This is a genomic window from Thiocystis violacea, from assembly GCF_016583575.1.
Lineage (GTDB): Bacteria > Pseudomonadota > Gammaproteobacteria > Chromatiales > Chromatiaceae > Thiocystis > Thiocystis violacea.
The window spans coordinates 1-22,894 of the sequence record NZ_NRRG01000055.1 but is presented as its reverse complement, the minus strand read 5'-3'; the positions used below and the strand labels follow the sequence as shown (position 1 = coordinate 22,894).

Below are 22,894 nucleotides of genomic sequence, written 5' to 3'. Positions count from 1 at the left end.
GCCACGTCCAAGAATCTGGTTTTTCGCGCGCAAGAGGGGTTCCCCTAAGTCAAGCCGAGTTCCGCCGGGCAGCCGGCATCCAAGGCGCGCTAGTATAAGGGATCCGCTCTAATTAGCCCAATAGCCTGGACAGGTCGACATAAAAGGCAAGGGTCATCAGGGCGGCTAGCAGAATGAAACCAAGCTTCTGGCCCTGGAGTTGAACCTGCTCGGACACCGGACTGCCCTTGATCCACTCGATGAGATAAAAGAACAGATGGCCCCCGTCGAGTACCGGGATGGGCAGCAGATTCAAGACGCCCAGACTGATGCTGACGATGGCGAGAAACTTGACGAAGGAGTCCAGGCCATAGCTCGCCGTGCGTCCGGCCGTCTCGGCGATGGTGATCGGCCCGCTCAGATTGTGCACGGACGCCTCGCCGATCAGCATCCGGCCCATGATGCGGAGCATCAGGAAGCTCATCTCGTAGGTCTTGTCGAGCGCCTGGCCCATGGCCTCGACCGGGCCGTAGCGCACCTGGACGAGGTAGTCCTCCATCAGGTCATCGCGCAGCTCGACACCGGCTCCGATCCGCCCGACCGACTGGCCATCGACCTCGGTCGCGCTCGGGATGATATCAAGACTCAGGACGCCCCGGTCCTGACGCTCGACATCGAGCCGGATGGTCTCGCCGGCCCGTTCACGGACCAGGGCCACCAAATCCCGCCAGGAATCGATGGACTCGCCATTCGCGGCGATCACCCGATCGCCCACCGCGAGACCGGCCAGCGCCGCCGGCTCGCCCGGCACGATCTCGCCAATCACGGCGGGAATCGCGGGGCGACGGGGTTGCACGCCAAGCCGCCCGAGCAGATCGGGCGCCTCGGTCAAACCGGCGACGGCCGCGCCGGGAATGATGCGCTCGCGCTCTTGTCGATCGGCGTCGCGCACCTGGATCGACAGGTCCGTGCCCTTCATGGCCTCGATCGTCAGGGCGATCAGGGCGGTCTCCCAGCTTCGCGCCGGGCGGTCGCCGACCAGCAGCAATTCATCGCCCGGCAGAAAACCCGCCTCGGCCGCGACCGATTGGGGCTCGACCTCGCCCACCACGGGCTTGAGCCCCGAGTCGCCCAGGATGAAGATCGCCCAATAGGCAAGAATCGCGAACAGCAGGTTGAAGAGCGGCCCCGCGACGACGATCGCCGAGCGCTTCCACAGCGCCTGCCGATTGAAGGCCCGACCGAGCCACTCCTTCGGCACCTCCTCTTCCCGCTCGTCGAGCATCTTGACGTAGCCGCCGAGCGGAATCATGGCCAGGACGTATTCGGTGTCGTCCGGATGGCGACGCCAACGCAGCAGCGGCCGCCCAAACCCGATCGAGAATGTCAGCACCTTGACGCCGAGACGGCGAGCGACCCAGAAATGCCCGAATTCATGCACGGCGATCAGGATCGCCAGGGCGACGATGAAAGAGGCGATGGCGAAAAGAATGTCCATGGTGGTCAATCGACCCTTGAGCCCACCAATCGTTCCGCGTGCTCGCGCGCGCGGCGATCGACATCCAGCAGGAATTCGAGCCCCTGATCCTCGACCGAGGCATGCGGGAAGCCCGCGAGCACGTCGCCCACGACGGCCGCGATCCCAGGCAGATCGATCCGTCGCTCCAGAAAGGCCGCGACCGCGATCTCATTGGCGGCGTTGAGCACCGCCGGGGCCGTGCCGCCCTGTCGCGCGGCCTCGAAGGCCAACCCCAGACAGGGGAAGCGGGCCAGATCCGGCTCCTGAAAATCGAGACGCGCGACCGCGAAGAGATCCAGGGGCGTCACGCCCGAGTCGATCCGCTCCGGCCAGGCCATGGCGTGGGCGATGGGGGTTCGCATGTCCGGATTCCCGAGCTGAGCCAGCACCGAGCCGTCGTCGTACTGGACGAGTGAATGAATCATGCTTTGAGGATGCACGACCACCTGTATATGGTCGGTATCGGTTCCGAACAACCAGCAGGCCTCGATGACCTCCAGCCCCTTGTTCATCATGGTCGCCGAATCGACCGAGATCTTGCGCCCCATGGCCCAGGTCGGATGCGCGCATGCCTGCTCCGGGGTGACGGCGGAAAGTTGGTCGATTGGCCAGTCCCGCAAGGGTCCGCCCGAGGCGGTCAGCAGGATGCGTCGCACGCCGACCTTGTGGAGCCCATCGCTGAAGTTGGCCGGCAGACACTGGAAGATGGCGTTGTGCTCGCTGTCGATGGGCAGCAATTCGGCACCGCTGTCGGCCACGGCCCGCATCAGCAAGGCGCCAGCGACCACCAGCGATTCCTTGTTCGCCAGCAGGACGCGCTTTCCTGCGCGCGCCGCCGCCAGGGTCGGGCGCAGTCCGGCGGCGCCGACGATGGCGGCCATCACATAATCGACCTCCGGGAGCGACGCCAACTGCTCGAGCCCTTCGATGCCCGCGAGCACCTCGGGGCGATCGGGCATGTCCGAGAGGCTCTCGTGCAGACGTCGGGCCGATTCCGGATCGGCCATCGCGGCATACCTGGGGCGATGCTGGCGACACTGCTCGGCGAGCCGCTCGACATCCCGATTGGCGGTCAGGGCCACCGCCCGAAAACGATCCGAATGACGGGCCAACACGTCGAGCGTGCTGACACCGATGGAGCCGGTGGCCCCCAGTACGGTCACGCCAATCACCATCCTACTCCGCTCAGGTTAGGGCCCAGGTCATCCCCAGGGCATAGAGGGGGGCGGCCGCGGTCAGGCTGTCGATCCGATCGAGAAAACCGCCATGACCGGGCAAGAATTGACTCGAGTCCTTCAGCCCCCGGCGGCGCTTGAGAAGGCTCTCGTAGAGGTCGCCCACGACCGAGATCAGGGCTGTCGAGGCGCAGACCGCCAGCACCATGAGCGCGTGGAACGGATCAAGCGCGAGAAACCAGGCGAACAGCAGGGCGCAGAGGCCCGCTCCGACCATGGCGCCATGGACGCCGGCGCGCGTCTTACCCGGACTCACCGCGGGCGCCAGCTTGGCCCGTCCCCAGCGGCGGCCGACGAAATAGGCCAGCGAATCGGCCGTCCAGATCAGGATCAGCAGCGAGAACACCAGGCTGGGACCGATCGGGTCGATTCGATGCAGGCTGATCAAGGCGACCCAGGGGCCGGCAAGCACCAGGAATCCGATCGCCAGCAGCAGGGGTCGCGCGCCCGAGACCGGATCGACCCGGCGCAAACGTAGGATCCTGACCGACTGGAATATCCACCAGAGGACACTGGCCACAAGCAAGGGAACCTGCCATTGCGGTAACCACCAGAGCGCGGCCAGGCCGATCGCCATGAACGCCAGGTAGGCGGCTCGCGACGGTATCCCGGAGATCCCGGCGAGTCCGCACCACTCCCAGGCGGAGATCAGCACCACCAGCGCGAAGAAGACCGCGAAGGCCGGTGTCGGCAACCAGAGTACAGCCCCGATGACCAGCGGTCCCAGGACCAGGGCGGTCAGCGTGCGACGTCTCAGATTGCTCGAAGCCGACAAGAGATTAGCCCCGTGCGCGGGCACCGACCAGGGTCGGGGCCTCGATCTGGTCACCCGTGCGACCGAAGCGACGCTGGCGACGCGCGTAGTCCTCCAGGGCTTGCCCATAGGCGGCCTCGTCGAAATCCGGCCAGAGAACCTCGGAGAAATAGAGTTCGGCGTAGGCCGACTGCCAGAGCACGAAATTGCTCAAACGCTGCTCACCACCGGTTCGGATGAAGAGGTCGGGCTCGGGCAGGTCGGGAAAGGACAGATGACTGGCGAAGACCCGCTCGTCGATCGACTCGGGATCCAGCAGGCCGGCCTGAACCTCGGCGATCAGTCGGCGCGCCGCCTGGGTGATGTCCCAGCGTCCGCCATAGTTGGCGGCCACCTGGAGATGCAGGCCGGTATTGTCGGCCGTGAGCGCCTCGGCCTCGGCGATGCGATGCTGCAAACGCTCCGGAAAGGCCGCGCGCTCGCCGATGACGCGCAGGCGAACCTTGTTCTCGTGCAGCCGCCGCACCTCGTTCCTCAGGGCGCTGATGAAAAGCTCCATGAGGATATTGACCTCGGTGCGCGGGCGCCGCCAGTTCTCGCTGCTGAAGGCGAACAGAGTCAGGATCTCGACACCCCGGCGCGCGCTCTCCTCGACCACGGCGCGCACGCTCTTGACCCCCTCGCGATGCCCCGCCGTGCGCGGAAGGTTGCGTTGCTTCGCCCAACGACCGTTGCCATCCATGATGATGGCGACATGCCGGGGCATGCGACGCTCGGGCTCGGCAACGAGTACAACGGGGGATGCGGTTTCCACGATAGGTAGATCAGGGATCGGCGGCCCGTCCTCAGATGGACATCAGGTCTTGTTCTTTTTCCGCCAATACCGCGTCGACATCCTTGACGTACTGATCGGTCAGCTTCTGAACGATTTCCTGACCACGCCGCTCGTCATCCTCGGAAATCATCTTCTCCTTCACGAGTTCCTTCAGCTCGTGATTCGCGTCGCGGCGGATATTGCGAACCGCCACACGAGCCTGCTCCGCCTCATGACGCGCGACCTTGATCAGATCGCGTCGACGCTCTTCGGTCAGGGGCGGCATGGGCACTCGAATCACGGTGCCCGCCGTGTTGGGATTGAGGCCCAGATCCGATTGCATGATCGCCTTCTCGATCGCCTGCACCATGTTCTTTTCCCACGGGGTCACCGCGAGGGTGCGCGCGTCCTCGGCATTGACGTTCGCGACCTGACGGATCGGCATCTCCGAGCCGTAGTAGGAAACCATGACGTGGTCGAGCAACGAAGGGTGCGCGCGGCCGGTGCGAATCTTGGCCAGCTCGTGCGAGAGTGCCTCGACACTCTTGGCCATGCGGTCGGCCGCGTCTTTCTTGATATCGTCGATCATCTTAGCTCCCGCTTACGACCAATGAGCCGACGTCCTCGCCGCGGATCAATCGCGACAGGGCCCCTGGCTCGTTGATATTCATGACACGCAGTGGCATACCATGGTCACGGCACAACACGATGGCCGTGGCGTCCATCACCTTGAGTCCCTCGCGAAGCGCCTGATCGTAGCTGATGCGAGGATAGAAGGTCGCGCCCGGCTCGGTCACCGGATCCGCCGAATAGACCCCATCGACCTTGGTGGCCTTGATCAAGAGGTCGGCGCCGATCTCGATCGCCCGCAGACTGGCCGCCGAATCCGTGGTGAAAAAGGGGTTGCCGGTCCCAGCCGCCAGGATCACGACGCACCCCCGCTCCAGATGGAGCAGGGCACGGCGACGGATGTAGTCCTCGCAGACCTGGCCGATCCGCAGGGCCGACATGACACACACGGGGGTTCCGAGGCGCTCCAGGGTGTCCTGCATGGCCAGGGCATTCATCACCGTTGCCAGCATTCCCATCTGGTCGCCCGTCACGCGATCCATGCCGCGCGCCGCCAGACCGGAACCACGAAAGATGTTGCCGCCCCCGATCACGAGGGCCACCTGGACACCGAGATCGACGAGCCCCTTGACCTCGCGCGCGAAGCGCTCCAGGACATCCGGATCGATACCATGGGCACCAGCGCCCATGAGCGCCTCGCCGCTGAGCTTGAGCAGGATGCGTCGATAGGCGGGGGCCGTCATGGCCGGTTACCTCGTGAGGGGGCGTGGATCGGATGGGGTCCGAGGATACAGCAACGACTCAGTTACCGCGAACCTGAGCCATGACCTCCTCGGCGAAGTTCTCGGTCTTCTTCTCGATGCCCTCGCCGACCTCGATGCGCGCGAAGCGACGCACCTGGGCGCCCGCCTGCTTGAGCAGCTTGGCGACGGTCTGCTCGGGATCCTTGACAAAGGGCTGGCCGACCAGGGTCACTTCCTCCAGATACTTGCGCACGCGACCCTCGACGATCTTGTCCATGATCGCCTCGGGCTTGCCGCTTTCGAGCGCCTGCGCCTTGAAGATCTCCCGCTCCTTGGCCAGCGCCTCCGACGGCACCTGTTCCTCGCTCACGCACAGCGGATTGCTCGCCGCGACATGCATGGCGATATCGCGGCCAAGCGACTCGTCGCCCCCGACCAGCTCGACCACCACGCCGATGCGAACCCCGTGACGATAGCTGTGAAGAACGCCCTCGACCCCGTCGAAACGCAGCAGTCGGCGCACCTGGACGTTCTCGCCGATCTTGACGATCAGGGCCTCGCGCGAGGCGTCGACGGTCGTCGATGGCTCGCCGACCAGCGTCTGGGCCGCGAGCTGCTCCGCGTCCGGCGCATCGCCGGCAAGCGCGGTCGCGACCACGGCCTCCGCGAAGGCCTGGAAATTGGAGTCCTTGGCCACGAAATCGGTCTCGCAGTTGATCTCGACCATGACGCCGCGCTTGCCGCCCTCGGCGATCCCGATCATGACCACGCCCTCGGCCGCGGTGCGTCCGGATTTTTTCGCGGCCTTGGCCTGGCCGGACTTGCGCATGGCATCGATGGCGGCCTCGATGTTTCCGTCGGCCTCGACGAGCGCGGCCTTGCACTCCATCATGCCAGCGCCCGTGCGCTCACGCAGTTCCTTGACCATTGCGGCTGAAATCGCCATTGCTGGATCACCTCGTTAACCCTCCAGGAGAGGGCCTACTGAAATTCTTGATGGGGCGAGCCGCCGCTGAACGCGACGGCTCGCAATGGGCCTTTCCGGGGCGGTCTCGGGGTCGGAACCCCGGCGCGCCCGGCGACGCGAGCCTCCGGCCCTAGGCGGACGGCTCCGACTCCTCGATGACATCGCGACGGCCGACCATGGCGGCGGCGGTGCTGCGACCATCGAGGATGGCGTCCGCGGCCCCGGAGATATAGAGACGAACGGCGCGGATCGCGTCGTCATTGCCGGGGATCACGTAGTCGACATTGCTGGGGTCGTTATTGGTATCGACCACGCCGATGACCGGAATGCCCAGCTTGTTGGCCTCGGTCACGGCGATCTTCTCGTGACCCACGTCGATCACGAACATGGCGTCCGGCAGGCCATCCATATTCTTGATGCCGCCAAGGCTCTGCTCAAGCTTCGCGCGCTCACGGGACAGACCCAGGGCCTCTTTCTTGTTGAAGCGCTCGATCGAGCCGGTCTCGAACATGACCTCCAGATCCTTGAGGCGCTTGACGGACTGACGAATGGTCTTGAAGTTCGTGAGCATGCCGCCAAGCCAGCGATGATTCACGAAGGGCATGCCGCAGCGGGCCGCCTCCTCGCTAATGGCTTCGCGCGCCGCGCGCTTGGTGCCGACGAAGAGCACCTTGCCACCATTGGCGGTCAGGGTACCCATGAAGTTGACGGCATCCTGATAGAGCGGAAGCGTCTTCTCGAGGTTGACGATATGGATCTTGTTGCGATGCCCGAAAATGAAGGCCCCCATCTTGGGGTTCCAGTAACGGGTCTGGTGGCCGAAGTGGACTCCAGCCTCCAACATCTGCCGCATTGTAACTTCGCTCAATGTCTTGATTCCTGAGTAATTGGGTTGGACCTCCACGCACCCCAGGCGGCAACCCGAATATCAACGGGCACCCAGCCACCTGTGACGGCGCGTGTGTGGACGGATCGACTCGGATTGACTGGCGCCTGGCCAGGCCAAATCTCACGCCTGGTGCCACGCGATCACGACAAACCAGGCGCGCGGCCTTGGCCAGACGGGAACTCGTCGCAACCCTCGTTAGAGTCGAATAAAGAAAGCGAAAAACCTTCGTTTCTCGCTTGGCGCGGCCGTCATGGCCCCAACATTAGAAGCCGTAGGGCGGGCGTCAATTGCGGCAGCGCGCCGCGTTTTATACCATAGCCGGTTCTGCAGGGGCAATTGCCTGGGCGCTTGACGACGAGAACCGACACCAAGACAGTGGACGCATCCAGACGCAAAATGAGTGTACAGATCAAAACGCCCGAGGCGATCGAAAAGATGCGCGTCGCGGGCCGGCTCGCCGCCGACGTGCTCGACATGATCGAGCCCTATGTCAAGCCCGGGGTAGCCACGGACGAGCTCGACCGTATCTGCCACCGGTTCATCACCGAAATCCAGGACGCGATCCCCGCGCCGCTCGATTACCGCGGTTTTCCAAAGTCCATCTGCACCTCGGTCAATCACCAGGTTTGCCATGGCATTCCGAGCCACAAACGGCTCAGGAAAGGCGACATCGTCAACATCGACATCACCGTGATCAAGAACGGCTATCACGGCGATACCAGCAAGATGTTCTTCGTCGGCGAACCTTCCGTGCTCGCCCGGCGGCTGGTGACCGTCACCCAGCAGGCCATGATGCTCGGCATCGCCGCCGTGCGTCCCGAGGCGACGCTCGGCGATATCGGTCACGCGGTCCAGCGGTTCGTCGAATCCCAGGGCTACTCGGTGGTGCGCGAATACTGCGGCCATGGGATCGGCCGGGATTTTCACGAGGATCCCCAGGTTCTGCATTACGGCAAGCCGGGCGAGGGGCTGCGGCTCCAGCCCGGCATGTGCTTCACCGTGGAGCCCATGGTCAATGCCGGCAAACGCTTCATCAAGGTTCTGCCGGACGGCTGGACCGTGGTCACCAAGGACCGAACCCTGTCCGCTCAGTGGGAGCACACGGTGCTGGTCACCCAGACGGGCCATGAGATCCTGACCCTGCGCGCCGAGGAGCGCGACGACCCCTCGCCATCATGAACAGCGGCGCCCAGCCGGCCGACATCGCGACGCCCTCCCCGCTCCCGCGCGAGGAAACGTCCGGCGTCGCCCCCCAGACGCCCCTCGCCGCGATCCCGGCCTTCAAGGCGCGCCTCGGGAGCGGTAAGGAACATCTCTACCATCAGTACGACCTCGGTATTCCCATTACCCTCCTGGTTCAGGAGCGCAGCCAGCTCATCGACGAGGTTCTGCGCGAGGTCTGGACCCTGCATCTGGGCGACACCCCGGACGCGGCGCTGGCGGCGGTCGGCGGCTACGGGCGCCAGGAGCTCCAGCCGGCCTCGGATATCGACATCCTGATCCTGATCGACCCCAAGGCCGACAGCGAACTGGCCGAGCCGCTCGGACGGCTGGTGACCTTCCTCTGGGACATCGGACTGGAAGTCGGGCACAGCGTGCGGACCGTCGAGGACTGCATCCGCGAGGCCAGGAGCGACGTCACCGTCATGACCAACCTCATGGAGGCGCGCCGGCTGTGCGGAAGCGAATCGCTCTTCCGGCAAATGCGCGAGGCGACCGGTCCCGATCGGATCTGGGACAGCGAGTCCTTTTTCGCCGCCAAGACCCAGGAACAGCGTCGACGCTGGCAGAAGTACGGCGACAGCGCCTACAACCTGGAGCCCAACATCAAGGAAAATCCGGGCGGGCTGCGCGACATTCAGATGATCGGCTGGGTCGCCAAGCGTCACTTCGACGCCGAGACCCTGCACGAGCTGGTCGATCACGATTTCCTGACCGAATCAGAGCATCAGGCCTTGGTCGGGGGGCAAACGCTACTCTGGCGCATCCGCTTCTCGCTCCATCGTCTGGCGGGGCGGCGCGAGGACCGGCTGCTGTTCGACTATCAGCGAACCCTGGCCCAACAGTTCGGCTTCCACGACGGGGAGAACAATCTCGCCGTCGAGCAGTTCATGCAGCAGTATTACCGCACGGTCCAGGAACTCAACCGCCTCAACGAGATGCTGCTCCAGTTGTTTCGCGAGGCGATCCTGCTGCATGACGAGATCGGCCCGCCGGTTCCGATCAACAAACGCTTCCAATCGCGCAGCGGCTATCTGGAGGTGACCTCGCCAAGCGTCTTCAGACGCTACCCCATCGCCCTGCTGGAGGTCTTTCACATCCTCCAGACCCGCCCCGAGCTCGAGGGCGTGCGCGCCAGCACCATTCGCCTGATCCGCGAGAACCGTCACCGCATCGACAACGCCTTCCGCGCCGACCTGCGTGCCCGCAGCCTCTTCATGGAGATCCTGCGCGAACCCTCCGGACTCACCCATGCCATCCGGCGCATGTGCCGCTATGGGGTTCTCGCCGCCTACATCCCGGCCTTCGCCAACATCGTGGGGCGCATGCAGTACGACCTTCTGCATGTCTACACGGTCGACGAGCACACCCTGATGCTGCTGCGCAATCTGCGCCGCTTCACCATCCCCAAGCACGACGAGGAATTCCCCCTGTGCAGCGCCGTCGGTCGGCGCATCCCCAAGCTCGAACTCCTCTATCTGGCCGGGCTCTTTCACGACATCGCCAAGGGACGCGGCGGCGACCACTCCATCCTCGGCGCCCGCGATGCCTGGGGCTTCTGCCAACGGCACGGTCTGAGCGAGTTCGACAGTCGACTGGTGGCCTGGCTGGTGGAACAGCATCTGGTCATGTCCATGACCGCCCAGCGCAAGGACATCAGCGACCCGGAGGTGATCCAGGAGTTCGCCGCGCTCATCGGCGACCCGACACGGCTCGACTATCTCTATCTGCTGACCGTCGCCGACGCCCGCGCGACCAATCCACAGCGCTGGAACAGTTGGCTGGATGCCCTGCTGCGCGAGCTCTATCACGGCACCCGCCGCGCCCTGCTGCGCGGCCTGGACAACCCGCAGGCCCAGAGCGAACTGATCGACCAGAAACGGGCCGAAAGCCTGCGCATGGTCGCCCGCTACGGCGCCGACCCCGGCGACTGCGACACACTCTGGCGCAAATTCAGCCTGGATTTCTTCCTGCACAATTCGCCCGACGAAATCGCCTGGCAGACGCGCCGGATCCTGGACACGGATCCCACGCAATACCCCTTGGTGGTCATTCGCCCCGTCACGGCGCGCGGCGGAACCGAGATCTTCATCTACTCGCGCGATCGGGCCAACCTCTTCGCCCGCACCACCGCCACGCTCGACCAGATGGGCCTGAACATCATGGACGCCAGGGTCATGACGACCGATGACGGCATGGCCGTCAACAGCTATCAGGTTCTCGACCAGGATGGCACACCGGTCGACGACCCGGAGCGGATGGAAGAGGTCCGCGCGACACTGGTCGCGCGCATCACGGAACCGGCCCATGCCAGCATCAAGGTGGCGCGCTCGGTTCCCCGTCGTCATCGGCACTTTCCCATAGAGACCCGGGTCTGTTTCTCACCGGACGAGCCGAATCACAGGACCATCATGCGGCTGACGACCCTGGATCGACCCGGACTGCTCGCGGAGGTGGGGGCCGTGTTTCAGAGTTGCGGAATCCGGCTTCAGAACGCCAAGATCGCGACCGTCGGCGCCGAGGTCGACGATGTCTTCTTCATCACCACCGAGGACGAGACACCCATCACCTGCGAGCGCGCGCTCGCCTGCCTGAGGCGCGAGATCCATGACAGACTCGAAGGCCAGAATCCGAGCGCCTAGCTGGCGCGCGAGCAATCCGGGAGATGGCGCTCGCCGCGTCTGGCCGGCTATCGCCGGTCTGTTACTCTGGGGTCTCGCGGGCGGCCTCCCCGCCACCGAGTCGGACATGATCGCCTCCAATGCCGCGCCTCCGGCGCCAGTTGGACAGCCTCACCCGGACGGCCCCGACCCATGGCTGGATGAGGTCCGAGCCCAACGCGAGGCTTGGGAGGCAGAGCGAGCGGCGGCGCGCGCGATCCACGAACAGCGGCGACGGATCAATCATCCGCGCGGCGCGGCGCGGCAGGAAGCCTGGGAAGAGGACGTGCGTCGCCGCCGGGCGGAGCGCCAGGAACGCATCGAGAGAGACCGGGAACTCTTTCGCGACCTTGGACCCGGACCGCTCCCGATACCAATGCCGGTCGATCCCAGGTCACCCGAGGAACAGGCAGAGCGCGCGCGGCCAGGCGGCCCGGCGGTCACCCCGCCGGGCTGGAACAATCTCTGGTATTTCAGAGGCTTCTGATCGACCGTGGCGAATCCTCCCGCCACGGCGCGGATTCGCTCGCGCGCCCCTCACTCCATGAATTCGAGCCCGTTGCCGTCCGGATCGCGGCAGAAAAGCGCCGGTCTCCCGGAACGGCTCATGCCGTGGGGCCATCCGGCGGCATCCAGCCGGACGATCAGGGCATCGAGCGACGAGACCTTCAGGGCCAGGTGACGATCCCGGCCCGCGTGCGGGGGGCGGTTCTCGACCGGATCCGGGTTGGGCAGTTCCAACAGATGGATCTGACCTGTCCCGACCGCGAGCCAGGCGCCGGGAAAGGACAACGCCGGCCGGTCGCCCAGAACCTCAAGGCCGAGGATCCCTTGATAGAAGCGCAACGCCTCGGCCGTGTCGGCGACGATCAGGCTCGCATGATGAATCTCGCGAATCAGTTGCATACACACCTCCTCGACGTGGAGCCAGCCGCCCACCTTGACCTATACTAGACCGCTTCGTTCGCGCGTCCCAACCGCGCCCAACGGGCGATGCCCCCTTTCGGATCCCAAAGACGCCATGAACCCGGACCTCGGCCGACTCCAGTCCTACCCCTTCGAAAAGCTCGCGGCGCTCAAGCAGGGAATCCAGCCGCCGAGCCATCTGGATCCGATCGGCCTGCACATCGGCGAGCCCAGGCATCCGACACCCGCCCTGATCGCCGAGGCGCTCATCGCGCATCTGCACCTGCTCTCGGTCTACCCCACCACGCGAGGACTACCCGAGTTGCGCGAGGCCATCGCCGAGTGGCTGCGGCGGCGCTTCCAACCCACCGCGTCGGGCACGAGCCGCCCCTTCGCGATCGACCCGGAACGCCAGATCCTGCCGGTCAATGGCACGCGCGAGGCCCTGTTCGCCTTCGCCCAAGCGGTTGTCGACCCTTCCCGCGCGCCCCTGGTGCTGATGCCGAATCCTTGCTATCAGATCTACGAGGGCGCGGCCCTGCTGGCCTGGGCCGAGCCAGGCTATCTCGCCTGCCGGCCCGAGAACGGCTTCGTCCCGGATTTCGAGGCCGTGGATCCGGCCACCTGGGAGCGCTGCCAGCTCCTCTACATCTGTTCGCCCGGAAACCCGACCGGCGCCGTCTTCGACGAGTCGACCCTGACCCATCTGATCGAACTGGCGCACCGGCACGATTTCGTCATCGCCTCGGACGAATGCTACGGCGACATCCATCTGGACGAAACCACTCCGCCACCCGGACTGCTTCAGGCGGCGGCCGTCATGGGCAACGATGGATTCGATCGCTGTCTCGTTTTTCATAGCCTGTCCAAGCGCTCCAACGCACCCGGTCTGCGCTCCGGGTTCGTCGCGGGCGACGCGGCGCTGGTGTCCGGCTTCCTCGCCTATCGGACCTATCACGGCTGCGCCATGTCACTGCCGACGCAGCACGCCAGCCTCGCGGCCTGGCGCGACGAGTCGCATGTCCGCGAGAATCGTCGGCTCTATCGCGAGAAATTCGCGGCCGTGCGTGAGATCCTGGGCGATGTCATGCGCCTGGACATGCCGGCGGCCGGATTTTTCCTCTGGCCGGAGACGCCCATCGCGGACACCGAGTTCGCGCGTCGGCTGTTCGCGGAGGAAAACGTCACCGTCCTGCCGGGACGCTATCTCTCGCGCGAGATCGATGGTCAGGATCCGGGTGCGAACCGGATCCGCCTGGCCCTGGTTCCGCCACTGGACGAATGCGTCGACGCCGCCCGTCGAATCCGGGGCTTGATCGCGCGTCTGTAGGACACCGCGCGACGCCCCGGCCGATAAACCCGTCCATCGGCGCATTCCCGTTCTTCCATGGGGCTCGCCCCAGCACCTAACAGGTACAGCACAGCATGAGCGATCAGCAAGGCATCATCACCGAGGCGTTCGAGCGACGCGCCGAGATCACCCCCCGCAACGTCGAGACCCATGTCCGCGACGCGGTGCAGGACGTCATCGAGCGGCTGGACAAGGGCGAGCTGCGCGTGGCCGAGAAGCGCGACGGCGACTGGGTCGTCAACGAGTGGATCAAGAAGGCGGTGCTGCTGTCCTTCCGGATCGAGGACAACTGGTTCATCAAGGGCGGCTTCACCAACTATTACGACAAGGTCGCCTCCAAGTACGCCGACACCAACTCGCGCGAGTTCCGCGAGGGCGGCGTGCGCATCGTGCCGCCCGCGACCGCGCGCCGAGGCTCCTACATCGCCCCGAGCTGCGTGCTCATGCCCTCCTACGTGAACATCGGCGCCTATGTGGATTCCGGCACCATGGTCGACACCTGGGCCACGGTCGGTTCCTGCGCCCAGATCGGCAAGAATGTCCATCTGTCCGGCGGTGTCGGCATCGGCGGCGTGCTGGAGCCGGTGCAGGCCGCACCGACCATCATCGAGGACAACTGCTTCATCGGCGCGCGCTCGGAGATCGTCGAAGGGGTCATCGTCGGCGAGGGCGCGGTCGTTTCCATGGGCGTCTACATCGGCCAGAGCACCAAGATCTACAACCGCGAGACCGGCGAGATCAGTTACGGGCGCATCCCGCCCGGCGCCGTGGTGGTCTCGGGCAATCTGCCGGCGAAGGACGGCAGTCACAGCCTCTATTGCGCGGTCATCATCAAGCAGGTCGACGCACGCACGCGCGGCAAGGTCGGCATCAACGAGCTGCTGCGCGACATCTGATGACGACGCTCTACGGCATCCCCAACTGCGACACCATGAAGAAGGCGCGCCGCTGGCTCGACGAACGCGGGATCGCTTACGGCTTTCATGACTACAAAAAGCTGGGACTCGACGAGGAGCGCCTGCGCGCCTGGGTCGAGGAGCTTGGATGGGAGGCCCTGATCAACCGTCGCGGCGCCACCTGGCGCAAGCTGCCGGACGCGGTTCGCGAGGGAATGGACCGCGAGGGCGCGATCCGGGTCATGCTGGAATCGCCCTCGATCATCCGACGCCCGCTGCTCGATCGAGGCGATTCACGTCACCTTGGCTTTTCCGAGGCCGAGTACGAGGAGTTGTTCCGCGGATGAGCCCCACCCTGGAACTGGCCTGCGACCTCATCCGTCGCCCCTCGCTGACACCCGATGACCAGGGCTGCCAGGCGCTCATGGCCGAGCGCCTGGCCGCCCTGGGCTTTCGCATCGAGCCCATGCCCTTCGGCGAGGTGACCAACCTCTGGGCGCGGCGCGGAACCGCCGCGCCGGTCTTCTGTTTCGCGGGACACACGGACGTGGTTCCGACCGGACCGCTCGACCAATGGGATTCCGACCCCTTCGCTCCCACCATCCGCGATGGGCGGCTCTACGGTCGCGGGGCCGCCGACATGAAGGGCTCGCTCGCCGCCATGATCACGGCGGTCGAAGCCTTCGTGGCGGAACATCCGGATCATCGGGGCTCGATCGCCTTCCTCGTCACCAGCGACGAGGAAGGCCCCTCGATCGAGGGGACGGTCAAGGTCATCGAACGGCTCCAGCAACGGGGCGAGACGATCGATTACGCCCTGGTCGGCGAGCCATCCAGCCGCGAGCGCCTGGGCGATTCGATCAAGAACGGCCGCCGCGGGAGCCTTTCGGGATTCCTGACGATCCACGGCAAGCAGGGCCATGTCGCCTATCCGCATCTGGCCAAGAATCCCTTCCATGCCGGCGCCCGCGCGCTCGCGGCCCTGTGCGAGGAGGTCTGGGACGCGGGCAACGACCACTTCCCGCCGACCAGTTTTCAGATCGCCAACCTCAACATGGGCACGGGCGCCGACAACGTCATTCCTGGGCGGCTCGAGGCCCAGTTCAACCTGCGCTTCTCCACCGAGCTGGATCCCGAGACCATCAAGCACCGTGTCCAGCGGATCCTCGACAGGGGCGATTTCGCCTACGACATCCGTTGGCGTCTGTCCGGACATCCCTTCCTGACACCGGCCGGCGAGCTGGTCGAGGCCGCCCGCGCGGCCATCCGCGCGGTGACCGGGGTCGAGACCCAGCTTTCGACGGGAGGAGGCACCTCGGATGGACGCTTCATCGCGCCCACCGGGGCGCAGGTGGTGGAGTTGGGTCCGCTCAACGCCACCATCCACCAGGCCAACGAATGCGTGGGTGTGGAGGAGTTGGACCAACTCAGCCACATTTTCGGGCAGTTGCTGCAAGGGCTGCTGGCACCAGCCTGATCGCCAGGATCGAACAGCGGGATCAGGAGGATGGCCGCAGCCGCTCGGTCAGTTCCTGTCGCGCGAGCGGGCGGTCAAACAGATAGCCCTGGAAGGCATCGCAGGCGTGCGCGTGCAGGAAGGATCGCTGCGCCTCGGTCTCGACTCCGGAGGCCAGCACCTCAAGACCAAGCGCATGCCCCACGTCGATCAGGCTGGCGGCGATCGCGGTCATCCCGAGGTCAAGGGGCAAGTCACACACCAGGGGCTGGCCCAGTTTCAACTGGTCGAACGGGAGATCCCTGAGCTTGGTCAACGACGAATAGCCCGTTCCGAAATTGTCCAGGCTCAATCCGAGACCGATCGCCTTGAGTTCCGCCAGACGCTCGCTCACGAACGCGGGCTCCCGCCGCAGCAGACCTTCGTTGACTTCCAACCGCAAGCGTCTCGGATCGGCGCCGGATTGGCGCAAAATGTCCCTCAGCTCCTTGATGAAGTTGGGGTCGCGGAATTGACGGGCACTGATATTGACCGAGAGCGTGAGACGCCGCGTATCCGGATCGCCCGACCAAGCCTCCAATTGAGAACAGGCCTCCCGCAGAACCCAGTAGCCCAGGGGCAGAATGAGCCCCGATTCCTCCGCCAACGGGATGAACTCATTGGGCAAGACCCCGGCGCGCAGGGGGTTGGCCCAGCGCAGCAGGGCCTCGGCGCCCCGGATGCGACCGTCGCGATCCACCTGCGGCTGATAGTGCAAGGTGAACTGCTTCCGCCCGATGCCGCGACGAAGCTCGTCCCTCAAGGCCGAGCGATCATCCACCGATACCTGCATCTCCCGCTCGAAGAAACAGAGGTTGTTACGCCCCGACTGCTTGGCCCGATACATGGCCAGATCCGCCCGCGCGATCAGATCCTCGGATGTCGGATCAGGACCGCGAAAGAGAACGACGCCGATGCTCGGGGTGCTCCGATGCTGATGCTCCGCCAGTTGATAGGGGGCCGAGAGCGCCCCCAGGATCTTGGCGCCGACATCTTCCGCTTGACGCCTGGCCTCGCGCTCGTCCTCGCTCAAATCCTCGAGCATGATCACGAACTCGTCGCCTCCCAGCCGCGCGACCGTGTCCACGTCCCGCACGACGCGGCTCAGACGACGAGCGACTTGCTGGAGCAGCAGATCCCCCACCATGTGACCGAGGCTATCATTGAGGTCCTTGAAACGATCCAGATCGATGAACAGCAAGGCCCCGCAATGACCCGAGCGTTCGCTGACGATCTGTCCATGACTCAAGCGATCGAGCAGGAGCCGCCGATTGGGTAGCCCCGTGAGGGCATCATAGAAGGCCAGGTGTTGAATGGCCTGCTCCGCCGCCTTGCGCTCGGTGATGTCATGCAGGGTCGCCACGTAATGCGTGACTCCGTCCCCGTCGCCCCGGATGGCCGTGATACCGAGCCACTCGGGATAGATCTCGCCGCTCTTGCGCCGGTTCCAGATCTCGCCCTTCCAGGAGCCGGAGTCTTGAATGCTCGCCCACATGGCGGCATAGAAGTCGGGGCCGTGGCGTCCGGATTTCAGCAGGCGCGGGGTCTTTCCGACCACATCCTCGCTCGCATAACCCGTCATCCGCGTGAAGGCTTGATTGACCCGCAGGATGACCTCGTGGGCATCCGTGACAATCACGCCTTCCTGGCTCTCGAAGACGCTGGCGGCAATCCGTAACTCCGTTTCGGCCAACTTACGCTCGGTGATATCCATATCGACACCGATCATGCGTTTCGGCGATCCATCCGGACGTCGCTCGATCAGGCGTCCCTGGTCGAGCACCCAGGTATAACGCCCGTCCCAACCCCGAACCCGATGCTCCACCTCGTAGAATGGCGTTTCGCCGCTGAAATGCCGCTCAAGCATGAGCCGCACGGCCGGCAGATCCTCGGGATGGACCAGGCTCTTCCACTCGGCGATCGCCAGGCCCGACGCCGGCTCTCGATCGCCCAGCATGGATTTCCAGCGACCCGAATACACAACCCGATCCGTTTCCAGATCCCAATCCCAAAGGCCCAGACCGCAACCTTCCGCCACGATGCGCCAGCGCATCTCATTGGCCTCGATCTCGCCCCGTTGCTTCTCGGCGACGAGACGCAGACAGACGTTTTCGCGCAAATAGGCCTCCATGCGCGTGACCATGATGATGAGAAACGCAAGAAACAGCAGAACGATCAAGCCCATGACCAAGGCCAGCGGATCTGGATCGAGGATGAAGCTGGCCGCCAGCGGGAACAGCGAGGGAACCACGAACAGCAGCGTGGACAGCCGATCGACCGCCAGGGCGGTGATCGCACCCGCGTTGATTCCGGCCAGACTGAAGGCGACGAACGCCTGATAAACCGGCTCCCCGGACCGCGAGAGAATGACCCCGGCCAGACCCCAGCTCAAGCCTCCGACGAGTGTCGCGAGCCGGAAAAATCGCAGCCACGTCAGTTCAGCGACGCGGCCCGGATGATGACGATAGGCGAGCACCAGGAAGATCCGCCCAACCAGGATGAGCGTGTGCATCACCAGCCAGGCGATCAGCCAGGGCGCGGGGAGCAGCCCCCAATGCACCACGACCAGAATCAAGGCCGCCAGCCCGCTCACACCGAGCACCGCCGGCGATCCGCCATAGAGGAATCGAAGTTTTTCGGCTCGCAGTTCCCTCGCGTTCACGGGAGTCGGATACCTCCTTGCTATCCCTGATTCGGATTTGGTTCGGCGCCCGAACCGCGACTGTTCCGATCGTGTCAATACAGAGCGCTCACGCCGTCAGCCGACCTCGGCCCCCGCCGGATCTATTCGCCTGTCAGGCCTGATGATGGTGGACCGCGTCCGGAAGGATGATATTGAGCTCCAGGATCTCGTGCGAGTCGCCCTGTTCGTAGTTCACGGAGACCGCGCTCATGTCCACGTCGACGTACTTGCGGATCACCGCCAGGATCTCCTGCTGGAGTTGGGGCAGATAGGATGGCTGATCGCGCGTGGCGCGATCATGGGCCACCAGGATCTGTAGCCGCTCCTTGGCCACATTCGCGCTGCCCTTGGGGCGCGAGGAGAGAAAATAATCGAGCAATCCCATGGTTCACCCTCTGAATAAGCGACTCAGAAAGCCTTTTTTCTCCGGATGCAGGAACCGGTGCGGCACCTCATCACCCAGGTAACGCGACACCATGTCGCTGTAGGCCTGCCCGGCGTCGCTCTCGCGGTCGAGAATGACTGGAATACCCGAGTTGGATGACGTCAGGACCGCTTTCGATTCCGGAACCACGCCCAGCAGCTTGAGCGACAGAATTTCCTGGACGTCCTCGACACTCAGCATTTCGCCGTTGACGACACGCAGCGGATCGTAACGGGTCAGGAGCAAATACTCGCGAATGGGCTCCTCGTTATTCTCGGCGCGCCGCGAGCGGCTGGAGAGAATGCCAAGCATGCGGTCGGAATCCCGAACCGAGGACACCTCCGGGTTGGTGACGACGATGGCGTCATCGGCAAAATACATCGCCATGGTGGCGCCATGCTCGATACCGGCGGGCGAGTCGCAGACGATGAAATCATGATTGTGCGACAGCTCGACCAGAACCTGCTCGACGCCCTCCTTCGTCAGGGCATCCTTATCGCGCGTCTGGGAGGCGGGAAGCACATAAAGATTGTCGCAGCGCTTGTCGCGGATCAACGCCTGATTGAGGTTGGCCTCTCCGTTGATGACATTGATGAAATCGTAGACGACGCGACGCTCGCAACCCATGATGAGATCCAGGTTGCGCAGCCCCACGTCGAAGTCAATGACCACGGTGCGCTTGCCTCGTTGAGCCAACCCCATGGCTAGCGCGGCGGACGTGGTCGTCTTGCCGACCCCACCCTTGCCCGAGGTAATCACGATAATTCTCGCCAAAGTCACACCCTCCTTAAAGGGATCTATTCCGTTTCCCGGCTCTGGAGACCGTCAAAGTTTCTCGATTCGCAGAATTTTCTGATCCAGGAAGATCTGGACCGGAACACCGCGCAGTTCAGTGGGAATGCCTTCGCTGACACGGTAGTGTCCAGCGATCGAAACCAACTCCGCCTGGAGGTCCTGGCAGAAAATGCGTGCCTCCAGATTACCATTCATCCCGGCCAGCGCGCGCCCGCGCAACGGCCCATAGACGTGGATATTGCCATCCGCCATCAACTCCGCGCCCGAACTGACGGCCGCGACGATCGACAGATCCCCACCCGAGGCATAAACCCGTTGCCCGGAGCGCACCGGCCTGTTGATCAGCATGAACCCCTGGCCAGGCCGCCGGGCTGGTGGCGCCGGCGTCGACGAGGCCGCCTCCCTGGGCGGAGTGGGCGAAACCTCCATGTCGATTTCCTTCGTCGACGTCTCGTTCGCGGACTTGCCCCGACGCACGTAGGACTCACGCAGGACCGCCAGTTCGAGCGCCTCCGCGGCGGCATTCTGCTCCCGGTTGCCGCCGCGCACACCGAAGGGAATCATTCCATAGCCACGCAGCAGGCCGACGAGCAGCGGAAATTCGATCGCGCCGACACCCGAGGGCAGATCGCTGAGATCGATCACGACTGGTGTATTGCGAAAGAAGTCGGGCGCCTTTTCAACCTTGGCCCCAAGCCGGGCCGCGACGGCCTCGACATTGGCATCGAGCAGCCGAATGATGGGCAGGGTAAAGCTCGCCGCCTTCAGTTCGAAGGATCTGGATCCATCTGGATCGGTTTTTCGGGGATTCGGATTCACTGCCATGTCGTTGAACTCGAGCGGCGACCGCTCTTGATCTCCTGATGTATTCGATTCACATCCAGCCTTCGACGATGTAAGACGGACGCCCGTCCGTCGTCCGATCATGCTAACGGTTGTTCTGACTTCATCAAAGCACCCCGGCCAGGACCGAGGGTCCGGTCCCCGTGACCAACCATGGATCCGGTCACCCCGGCGGCCAGCGCAAGGGGCGTCCGCCAAGCACATGCAGGTGGAGATGAAACACCGTTTGACCGGCTCCGGCGTTGCAATTGATGACGGTCCGGTATCCAGTCTCGGCGATCCCTTCCTGGGCCGCGACCCTGGCGGCGGCCAGCAGCAATTTTCCCAGCAACTCCGCATCCTCGGGACCCGCGTCATCGAGGGTCGGAATCGGCTTGCGCGGAATCACCAGCAAGTGCGTCGGCGCCTGGGGACTGAGATCCCGGAAGACAACCAAGTCCTCATCCTCGTGAACGATGTCCGCGGACAGCTCCCCCGAGGCGATCCGGCCGAAAATGGTGTCCGACATAGGCTCGTCACTCCCCCTGGTCATACTGACATTCAATGAATCCCCGACGGCCCACCGGCCGCTCAGAGGTCGCGGCGTCCGGCGAAGGCCAGCGCCAGGGTTCCACCGTCCACATACTCCAGCTCACCGCCCAACGGGACACCGTGGGCGATGCGCGTGATCTTGACCCCATGACGCGCGGCGCGATCACCGATGAAATGCGCCGTGGCGCCGCCCTCGACGGTGGGGCTGATCGCCAGGATCACCTCGCGGAGGCGCTCGTCCCGCAGCCGGGATTCCAGGGCCGCGAGCCCCAGTTCATCCGGACCGATGCCATCCAGGGGCGAGAGCCGCCCGCCCAGCACGAAATAACGTCCCCGGTAGTCGGTGGCCTGCTCGATGGCGACCACCTCCGACGGCTGCTCGACCACGCAGAGCAAGGCGTCATCGCGATTCGGATTGGCGCACAGCTCGCAGAGTTCGCTCTCGGTCAGCGTCCGGCAGCGTGAACAGCGCCCGATTCGGGTCATGGCGTCCGCCATGATGCGCGCGAGCCGCGAGCCACCGTCCCGATCCCGCTCCAGAAGATAAAAGGCAATGCGCTGCGCCGACTTGGGACCGACACCCGGCAGGCACCGCAGGGCATCGATCAACTGATTCAGCAGCGAGCGCTCACCCACGGCCGTCCGCGCCCCTAGAAGGGCAGCTTCATGCCGGGCGGCAAGGGGATCCCGGCGGTCAACTCGGTCATGTTTTCCTTGACCTTCTCCGCGATACGCTGGGTCGCCGCGTTGATGGCCGCAGTCAGCAGATCCTCCAGCATTTCCTTGTCGTCGCCCATGAGCGAGGGGTCGATCTCGACCCGCTTGACCTGGTGCTGACCGGTCATGGTCACCTTGACCAGGCCACCGCCGGCCTCGCCGACGACCTCTTCCTGAGCGAGGCGTGCCTGTGCCTGCTGCATCTCTTCCTGCATCTTCTGCGCCTGCTTGAGCAGACCACCGAGTCCGGCCTTCATATCGATCTACCTCTTGGTGATGATCCGAAACGCCCGGAATCCGGGCGCTCGTACTCGCATCGCCGCGACCCACGCGGGTCTGGCCATGCCTGAATTCGTCCCGTCGATCATTACGGCCCGACGTGGAAGTGGCCGCGCTAGTCCGCGGAACGGATGCTCCCCGGAACCCAATCGGCCTCGAGGCCCTCTTGCAGCGCGTGCGCGACCGGATCCTCCCGCATGGTATCCAGGGCGACCCGCTGCCGCTCATCGGCCTCACGGGAGCGGCGCTGCGCCAGGGTCTCCTGTCGGGGCCGATCGACCTGGATCTCCAGCTTGAGGGGTTCTCCGAGGGCCTGCTCCAGGGCGGCCTGCAGTCGCGACAGCGCGCTCGGGGCCCGCAAGTGCTCGGCGGCGGGATCCAGCGTGAGTGTGAGTCGTCCGTCGCCGTAGTGGGAAAAACCGCAGTTGTGGGCGAGTTGGCTGGCAATACCGCCAACCGTGAGACGCGCGGCGAGACGCGGCCAGTCGGCGGCGCTTTCGAGCACTGGAACGCCCGCGCGGGCTGGCGGCTCGGGCGGCGGACCGGTCCGGGCCTCTGGCCGAGCGGGGGCGCTCGGCTCATCGAGATCCAGACGCGCCGCGGCCAGCGCGCTGGCCGCCGGC

Annotated in this window: 24 protein-coding genes; 7 read left to right on the top strand and 17 right to left on the bottom strand. The window is 64.8% G+C overall.

Annotated features, from left to right (window positions below):
* Positions 1-112 precede the first annotated feature (112 nt).
* From rseP to rpsB, 8 genes are all read right to left on the bottom strand, one after another.
* Complete coding sequence (rseP, locus tag CKO27_RS19745) at positions 113-1,477, bottom strand: RIP metalloprotease RseP (protein WP_200376637.1); 1,365 nt, start codon at positions 1,475-1,477, stop codon at positions 113-115.
* A 5-nt stretch (positions 1,478-1,482) separates the two neighbouring features.
* Entirely contained in the window at positions 1,483-2,670 is a 1,188-nt protein-coding gene (ispC, locus tag CKO27_RS19740; protein ID WP_200376636.1) for a 1-deoxy-D-xylulose-5-phosphate reductoisomerase, read from the bottom strand.
* A gap of 13 nt (positions 2,671-2,683) precedes the next feature.
* Entirely contained in the window at positions 2,684-3,508 is an 825-nt protein-coding gene (locus CKO27_RS19735; protein WP_242471018.1) for a phosphatidate cytidylyltransferase, read from the bottom strand.
* Positions 3,509-3,512: 4 nt separating this feature from the next.
* Positions 3,513-4,253, bottom strand: a complete 741-nt coding sequence (locus CKO27_RS19730) for an isoprenyl transferase (protein ID WP_200376646.1) — start codon at positions 4,251-4,253, stop codon at positions 3,513-3,515.
* 79 nt (positions 4,254-4,332) lie between these two features.
* Complete coding sequence (gene frr, locus CKO27_RS19725; protein ID WP_200376634.1) at positions 4,333-4,890, bottom strand: ribosome recycling factor; 558 nt, start codon at positions 4,888-4,890, stop codon at positions 4,333-4,335.
* A 1-nt stretch (position 4,891) separates the two neighbouring features.
* Positions 4,892-5,614 (bottom strand): UMP kinase, encoded by a 723-nt coding sequence (gene pyrH, locus CKO27_RS19720; RefSeq protein WP_200376633.1) that lies wholly within the window; start codon positions 5,612-5,614, stop codon positions 4,892-4,894.
* Between the two features lie 58 nt (positions 5,615-5,672).
* Positions 5,673-6,560 carry a translation elongation factor Ts gene (gene tsf, locus CKO27_RS19715; protein WP_200376632.1) on the bottom strand — a complete coding sequence of 296 codons (888 nt, stop codon included), beginning with the start codon at positions 6,558-6,560 and terminating at the stop codon, positions 5,673-5,675.
* Positions 6,561-6,711: 151 nt separating this feature from the next.
* On the bottom strand, positions 6,712-7,434 hold the full coding sequence (rpsB, locus tag CKO27_RS19710; RefSeq protein ID WP_200376631.1) for a 30S ribosomal protein S2: 723 nt from the start codon (positions 7,432-7,434) through the stop codon (positions 6,712-6,714).
* 432 nt (positions 7,435-7,866) lie between these two features.
* Between rpsB and map the strand changes: the two genes are divergently transcribed.
* From map to CKO27_RS19695, 3 genes are all read left to right on the top strand, one after another.
* Positions 7,867-8,649 carry a type I methionyl aminopeptidase gene (gene map, locus CKO27_RS19705; RefSeq protein WP_200376630.1) on the top strand — a complete coding sequence of 261 codons (783 nt, stop codon included), beginning with the start codon at positions 7,867-7,869 and terminating at the stop codon, positions 8,647-8,649.
* Complete coding sequence (gene glnD, locus CKO27_RS19700; RefSeq protein ID WP_200376629.1) at positions 8,646-11,333, top strand: [protein-PII] uridylyltransferase; 2,688 nt, start codon at positions 8,646-8,648, stop codon at positions 11,331-11,333. The genes map and glnD overlap by 4 nt, the downstream gene beginning before the upstream one ends.
* Before the next feature lie 106 nt (positions 11,334-11,439).
* Positions 11,440-11,838 (top strand): hypothetical protein, encoded by a 399-nt coding sequence (locus CKO27_RS19695; protein WP_200376628.1) that lies wholly within the window; start codon positions 11,440-11,442, stop codon positions 11,836-11,838.
* 50 nt (positions 11,839-11,888) lie between these two features.
* Here CKO27_RS19695 and CKO27_RS19690 read toward each other — a convergent pair whose 3' ends face one another.
* Positions 11,889-12,257, bottom strand: a complete 369-nt coding sequence (locus CKO27_RS19690) for a VOC family protein (protein WP_200376627.1) — start codon at positions 12,255-12,257, stop codon at positions 11,889-11,891.
* Between the two features lie 115 nt (positions 12,258-12,372).
* On the opposite strand from CKO27_RS19690, the gene dapC reads away from it, so the two are divergent.
* The 4 genes from dapC to dapE all read left to right on the top strand — a co-directional run bounded on the left by dapC (position 12,373) and on the right by dapE (position 15,981).
* Entirely contained in the window at positions 12,373-13,587 is a 1,215-nt protein-coding gene (gene dapC / locus CKO27_RS19685) for a succinyldiaminopimelate transaminase (RefSeq protein WP_200376626.1), read from the top strand.
* Positions 13,588-13,682: 95 nt separating this feature from the next.
* Complete coding sequence (gene dapD / locus CKO27_RS19680; RefSeq protein ID WP_200376625.1) at positions 13,683-14,504, top strand: 2,3,4,5-tetrahydropyridine-2,6-dicarboxylate N-succinyltransferase; 822 nt, start codon at positions 13,683-13,685, stop codon at positions 14,502-14,504.
* The gene (locus CKO27_RS19675) at positions 14,504-14,851 is read left to right on the top strand and encodes an ArsC family reductase (protein WP_200376624.1); all 348 of its coding nucleotides are present in this window, start codon (positions 14,504-14,506) and stop codon (positions 14,849-14,851) included. The genes dapD and CKO27_RS19675 overlap by 1 nt, the downstream gene beginning before the upstream one ends.
* Positions 14,848-15,981, top strand: a complete 1,134-nt coding sequence (dapE, locus tag CKO27_RS19670) for a succinyl-diaminopimelate desuccinylase (protein ID WP_200376623.1) — start codon at positions 14,848-14,850, stop codon at positions 15,979-15,981. The genes CKO27_RS19675 and dapE overlap by 4 nt, the downstream gene beginning before the upstream one ends.
* A gap of 22 nt (positions 15,982-16,003) precedes the next feature.
* Here dapE and CKO27_RS19665 read toward each other — a convergent pair whose 3' ends face one another.
* The 8 genes from CKO27_RS19665 to CKO27_RS19630 form a co-directional block, all read right to left on the bottom strand.
* Positions 16,004-18,661 (bottom strand): EAL domain-containing protein, encoded by a 2,658-nt coding sequence (locus CKO27_RS19665; protein WP_200376622.1) that lies wholly within the window; start codon positions 18,659-18,661, stop codon positions 16,004-16,006.
* 133 nt (positions 18,662-18,794) lie between these two features.
* Complete coding sequence (minE, locus tag CKO27_RS19660) at positions 18,795-19,067, bottom strand: cell division topological specificity factor MinE (RefSeq protein ID WP_200376621.1); 273 nt, start codon at positions 19,065-19,067, stop codon at positions 18,795-18,797.
* 3 nt (positions 19,068-19,070) lie between these two features.
* On the bottom strand, positions 19,071-19,880 hold the full coding sequence (minD, locus tag CKO27_RS19655) for a septum site-determining protein MinD (protein WP_200376620.1): 810 nt from the start codon (positions 19,878-19,880) through the stop codon (positions 19,071-19,073).
* Between the two features lie 51 nt (positions 19,881-19,931).
* Positions 19,932-20,726, bottom strand: coding sequence for a septum site-determining protein MinC (gene minC / locus CKO27_RS19650; protein WP_200376619.1), 795 nt, complete (start codon positions 20,724-20,726; stop codon positions 19,932-19,934).
* A gap of 181 nt (positions 20,727-20,907) precedes the next feature.
* Complete coding sequence (locus CKO27_RS19645) at positions 20,908-21,252, bottom strand: histidine triad nucleotide-binding protein (protein ID WP_200376618.1); 345 nt, start codon at positions 21,250-21,252, stop codon at positions 20,908-20,910.
* Between the two features lie 62 nt (positions 21,253-21,314).
* Positions 21,315-21,911: a recombination mediator RecR gene (gene recR, locus CKO27_RS19640; protein ID WP_200376617.1), complete on the bottom strand. Its 597-nt coding sequence runs from the start codon at positions 21,909-21,911 to the stop codon at positions 21,315-21,317.
* A 14-nt stretch (positions 21,912-21,925) separates the two neighbouring features.
* Positions 21,926-22,249, bottom strand: coding sequence for a YbaB/EbfC family nucleoid-associated protein (locus CKO27_RS19635; RefSeq protein WP_200376616.1), 324 nt, complete (start codon positions 22,247-22,249; stop codon positions 21,926-21,928).
* Between the two features lie 137 nt (positions 22,250-22,386).
* Positions 22,387-22,894, bottom strand: a 508-nt coding sequence (locus CKO27_RS19630; protein WP_276570189.1) for a DNA polymerase III subunit gamma/tau C-terminal domain-containing protein, incomplete at its 5' end; no start/stop codon positions are given.

Bases quoted from the DNA above. Each gene is read 5' to 3' on its own strand.
- rseP (WP_200376637.1), bottom strand. From the start codon at position 1,477: ATGGACATTCTTTTCGCCATCGCCTCTTTCATCGTCGCCCTGGCGATC.
- CKO27_RS19730 (WP_200376646.1), bottom strand. From the start codon at position 4,253: ATGCCCCGGCATGTCGCCATCATCATGGATGGCAACGGTCGTTGGGCG.
- frr (WP_200376634.1), bottom strand. From the start codon at position 4,890: ATGATCGACGATATCAAGAAAGACGCGGCCGACCGCATGGCCAAGAGT.
- pyrH (WP_200376633.1), bottom strand. From the start codon at position 5,614: ATGACGGCCCCCGCCTATCGACGCATCCTGCTCAAGCTCAGCGGCGAG.
- tsf (WP_200376632.1), bottom strand. From the start codon at position 6,560: ATGGCGATTTCAGCCGCAATGGTCAAGGAACTGCGTGAGCGCACGGGC.
- rpsB (WP_200376631.1), bottom strand. From the start codon at position 7,434: ATGCGGCAGATGTTGGAGGCTGGAGTCCACTTCGGCCACCAGACCCGT.
- map (WP_200376630.1), top strand. From the start codon at position 7,867: ATGAGTGTACAGATCAAAACGCCCGAGGCGATCGAAAAGATGCGCGTC.
- glnD (WP_200376629.1), top strand. From the start codon at position 8,646: ATGAACAGCGGCGCCCAGCCGGCCGACATCGCGACGCCCTCCCCGCTC.
- CKO27_RS19695 (WP_200376628.1), top strand. From the start codon at position 11,440: ATGATCGCCTCCAATGCCGCGCCTCCGGCGCCAGTTGGACAGCCTCAC.
- CKO27_RS19690 (WP_200376627.1), bottom strand. From the start codon at position 12,257: ATGCAACTGATTCGCGAGATTCATCATGCGAGCCTGATCGTCGCCGAC.
- dapC (WP_200376626.1), top strand. From the start codon at position 12,373: ATGAACCCGGACCTCGGCCGACTCCAGTCCTACCCCTTCGAAAAGCTC.
- dapD (WP_200376625.1), top strand. From the start codon at position 13,683: ATGAGCGATCAGCAAGGCATCATCACCGAGGCGTTCGAGCGACGCGCC.
- CKO27_RS19675 (WP_200376624.1), top strand. From the start codon at position 14,504: ATGACGACGCTCTACGGCATCCCCAACTGCGACACCATGAAGAAGGCG.
- dapE (WP_200376623.1), top strand. From the start codon at position 14,848: ATGAGCCCCACCCTGGAACTGGCCTGCGACCTCATCCGTCGCCCCTCG.
- minE (WP_200376621.1), bottom strand. From the start codon at position 19,067: ATGGGATTGCTCGATTATTTTCTCTCCTCGCGCCCCAAGGGCAGCGCG.
- minC (WP_200376619.1), bottom strand. From the start codon at position 20,726: ATGGCAGTGAATCCGAATCCCCGAAAAACCGATCCAGATGGATCCAGA.
- CKO27_RS19645 (WP_200376618.1), bottom strand. From the start codon at position 21,252: ATGTCGGACACCATTTTCGGCCGGATCGCCTCGGGGGAGCTGTCCGCG.
- CKO27_RS19635 (WP_200376616.1), bottom strand. From the start codon at position 22,249: ATGAAGGCCGGACTCGGTGGTCTGCTCAAGCAGGCGCAGAAGATGCAG.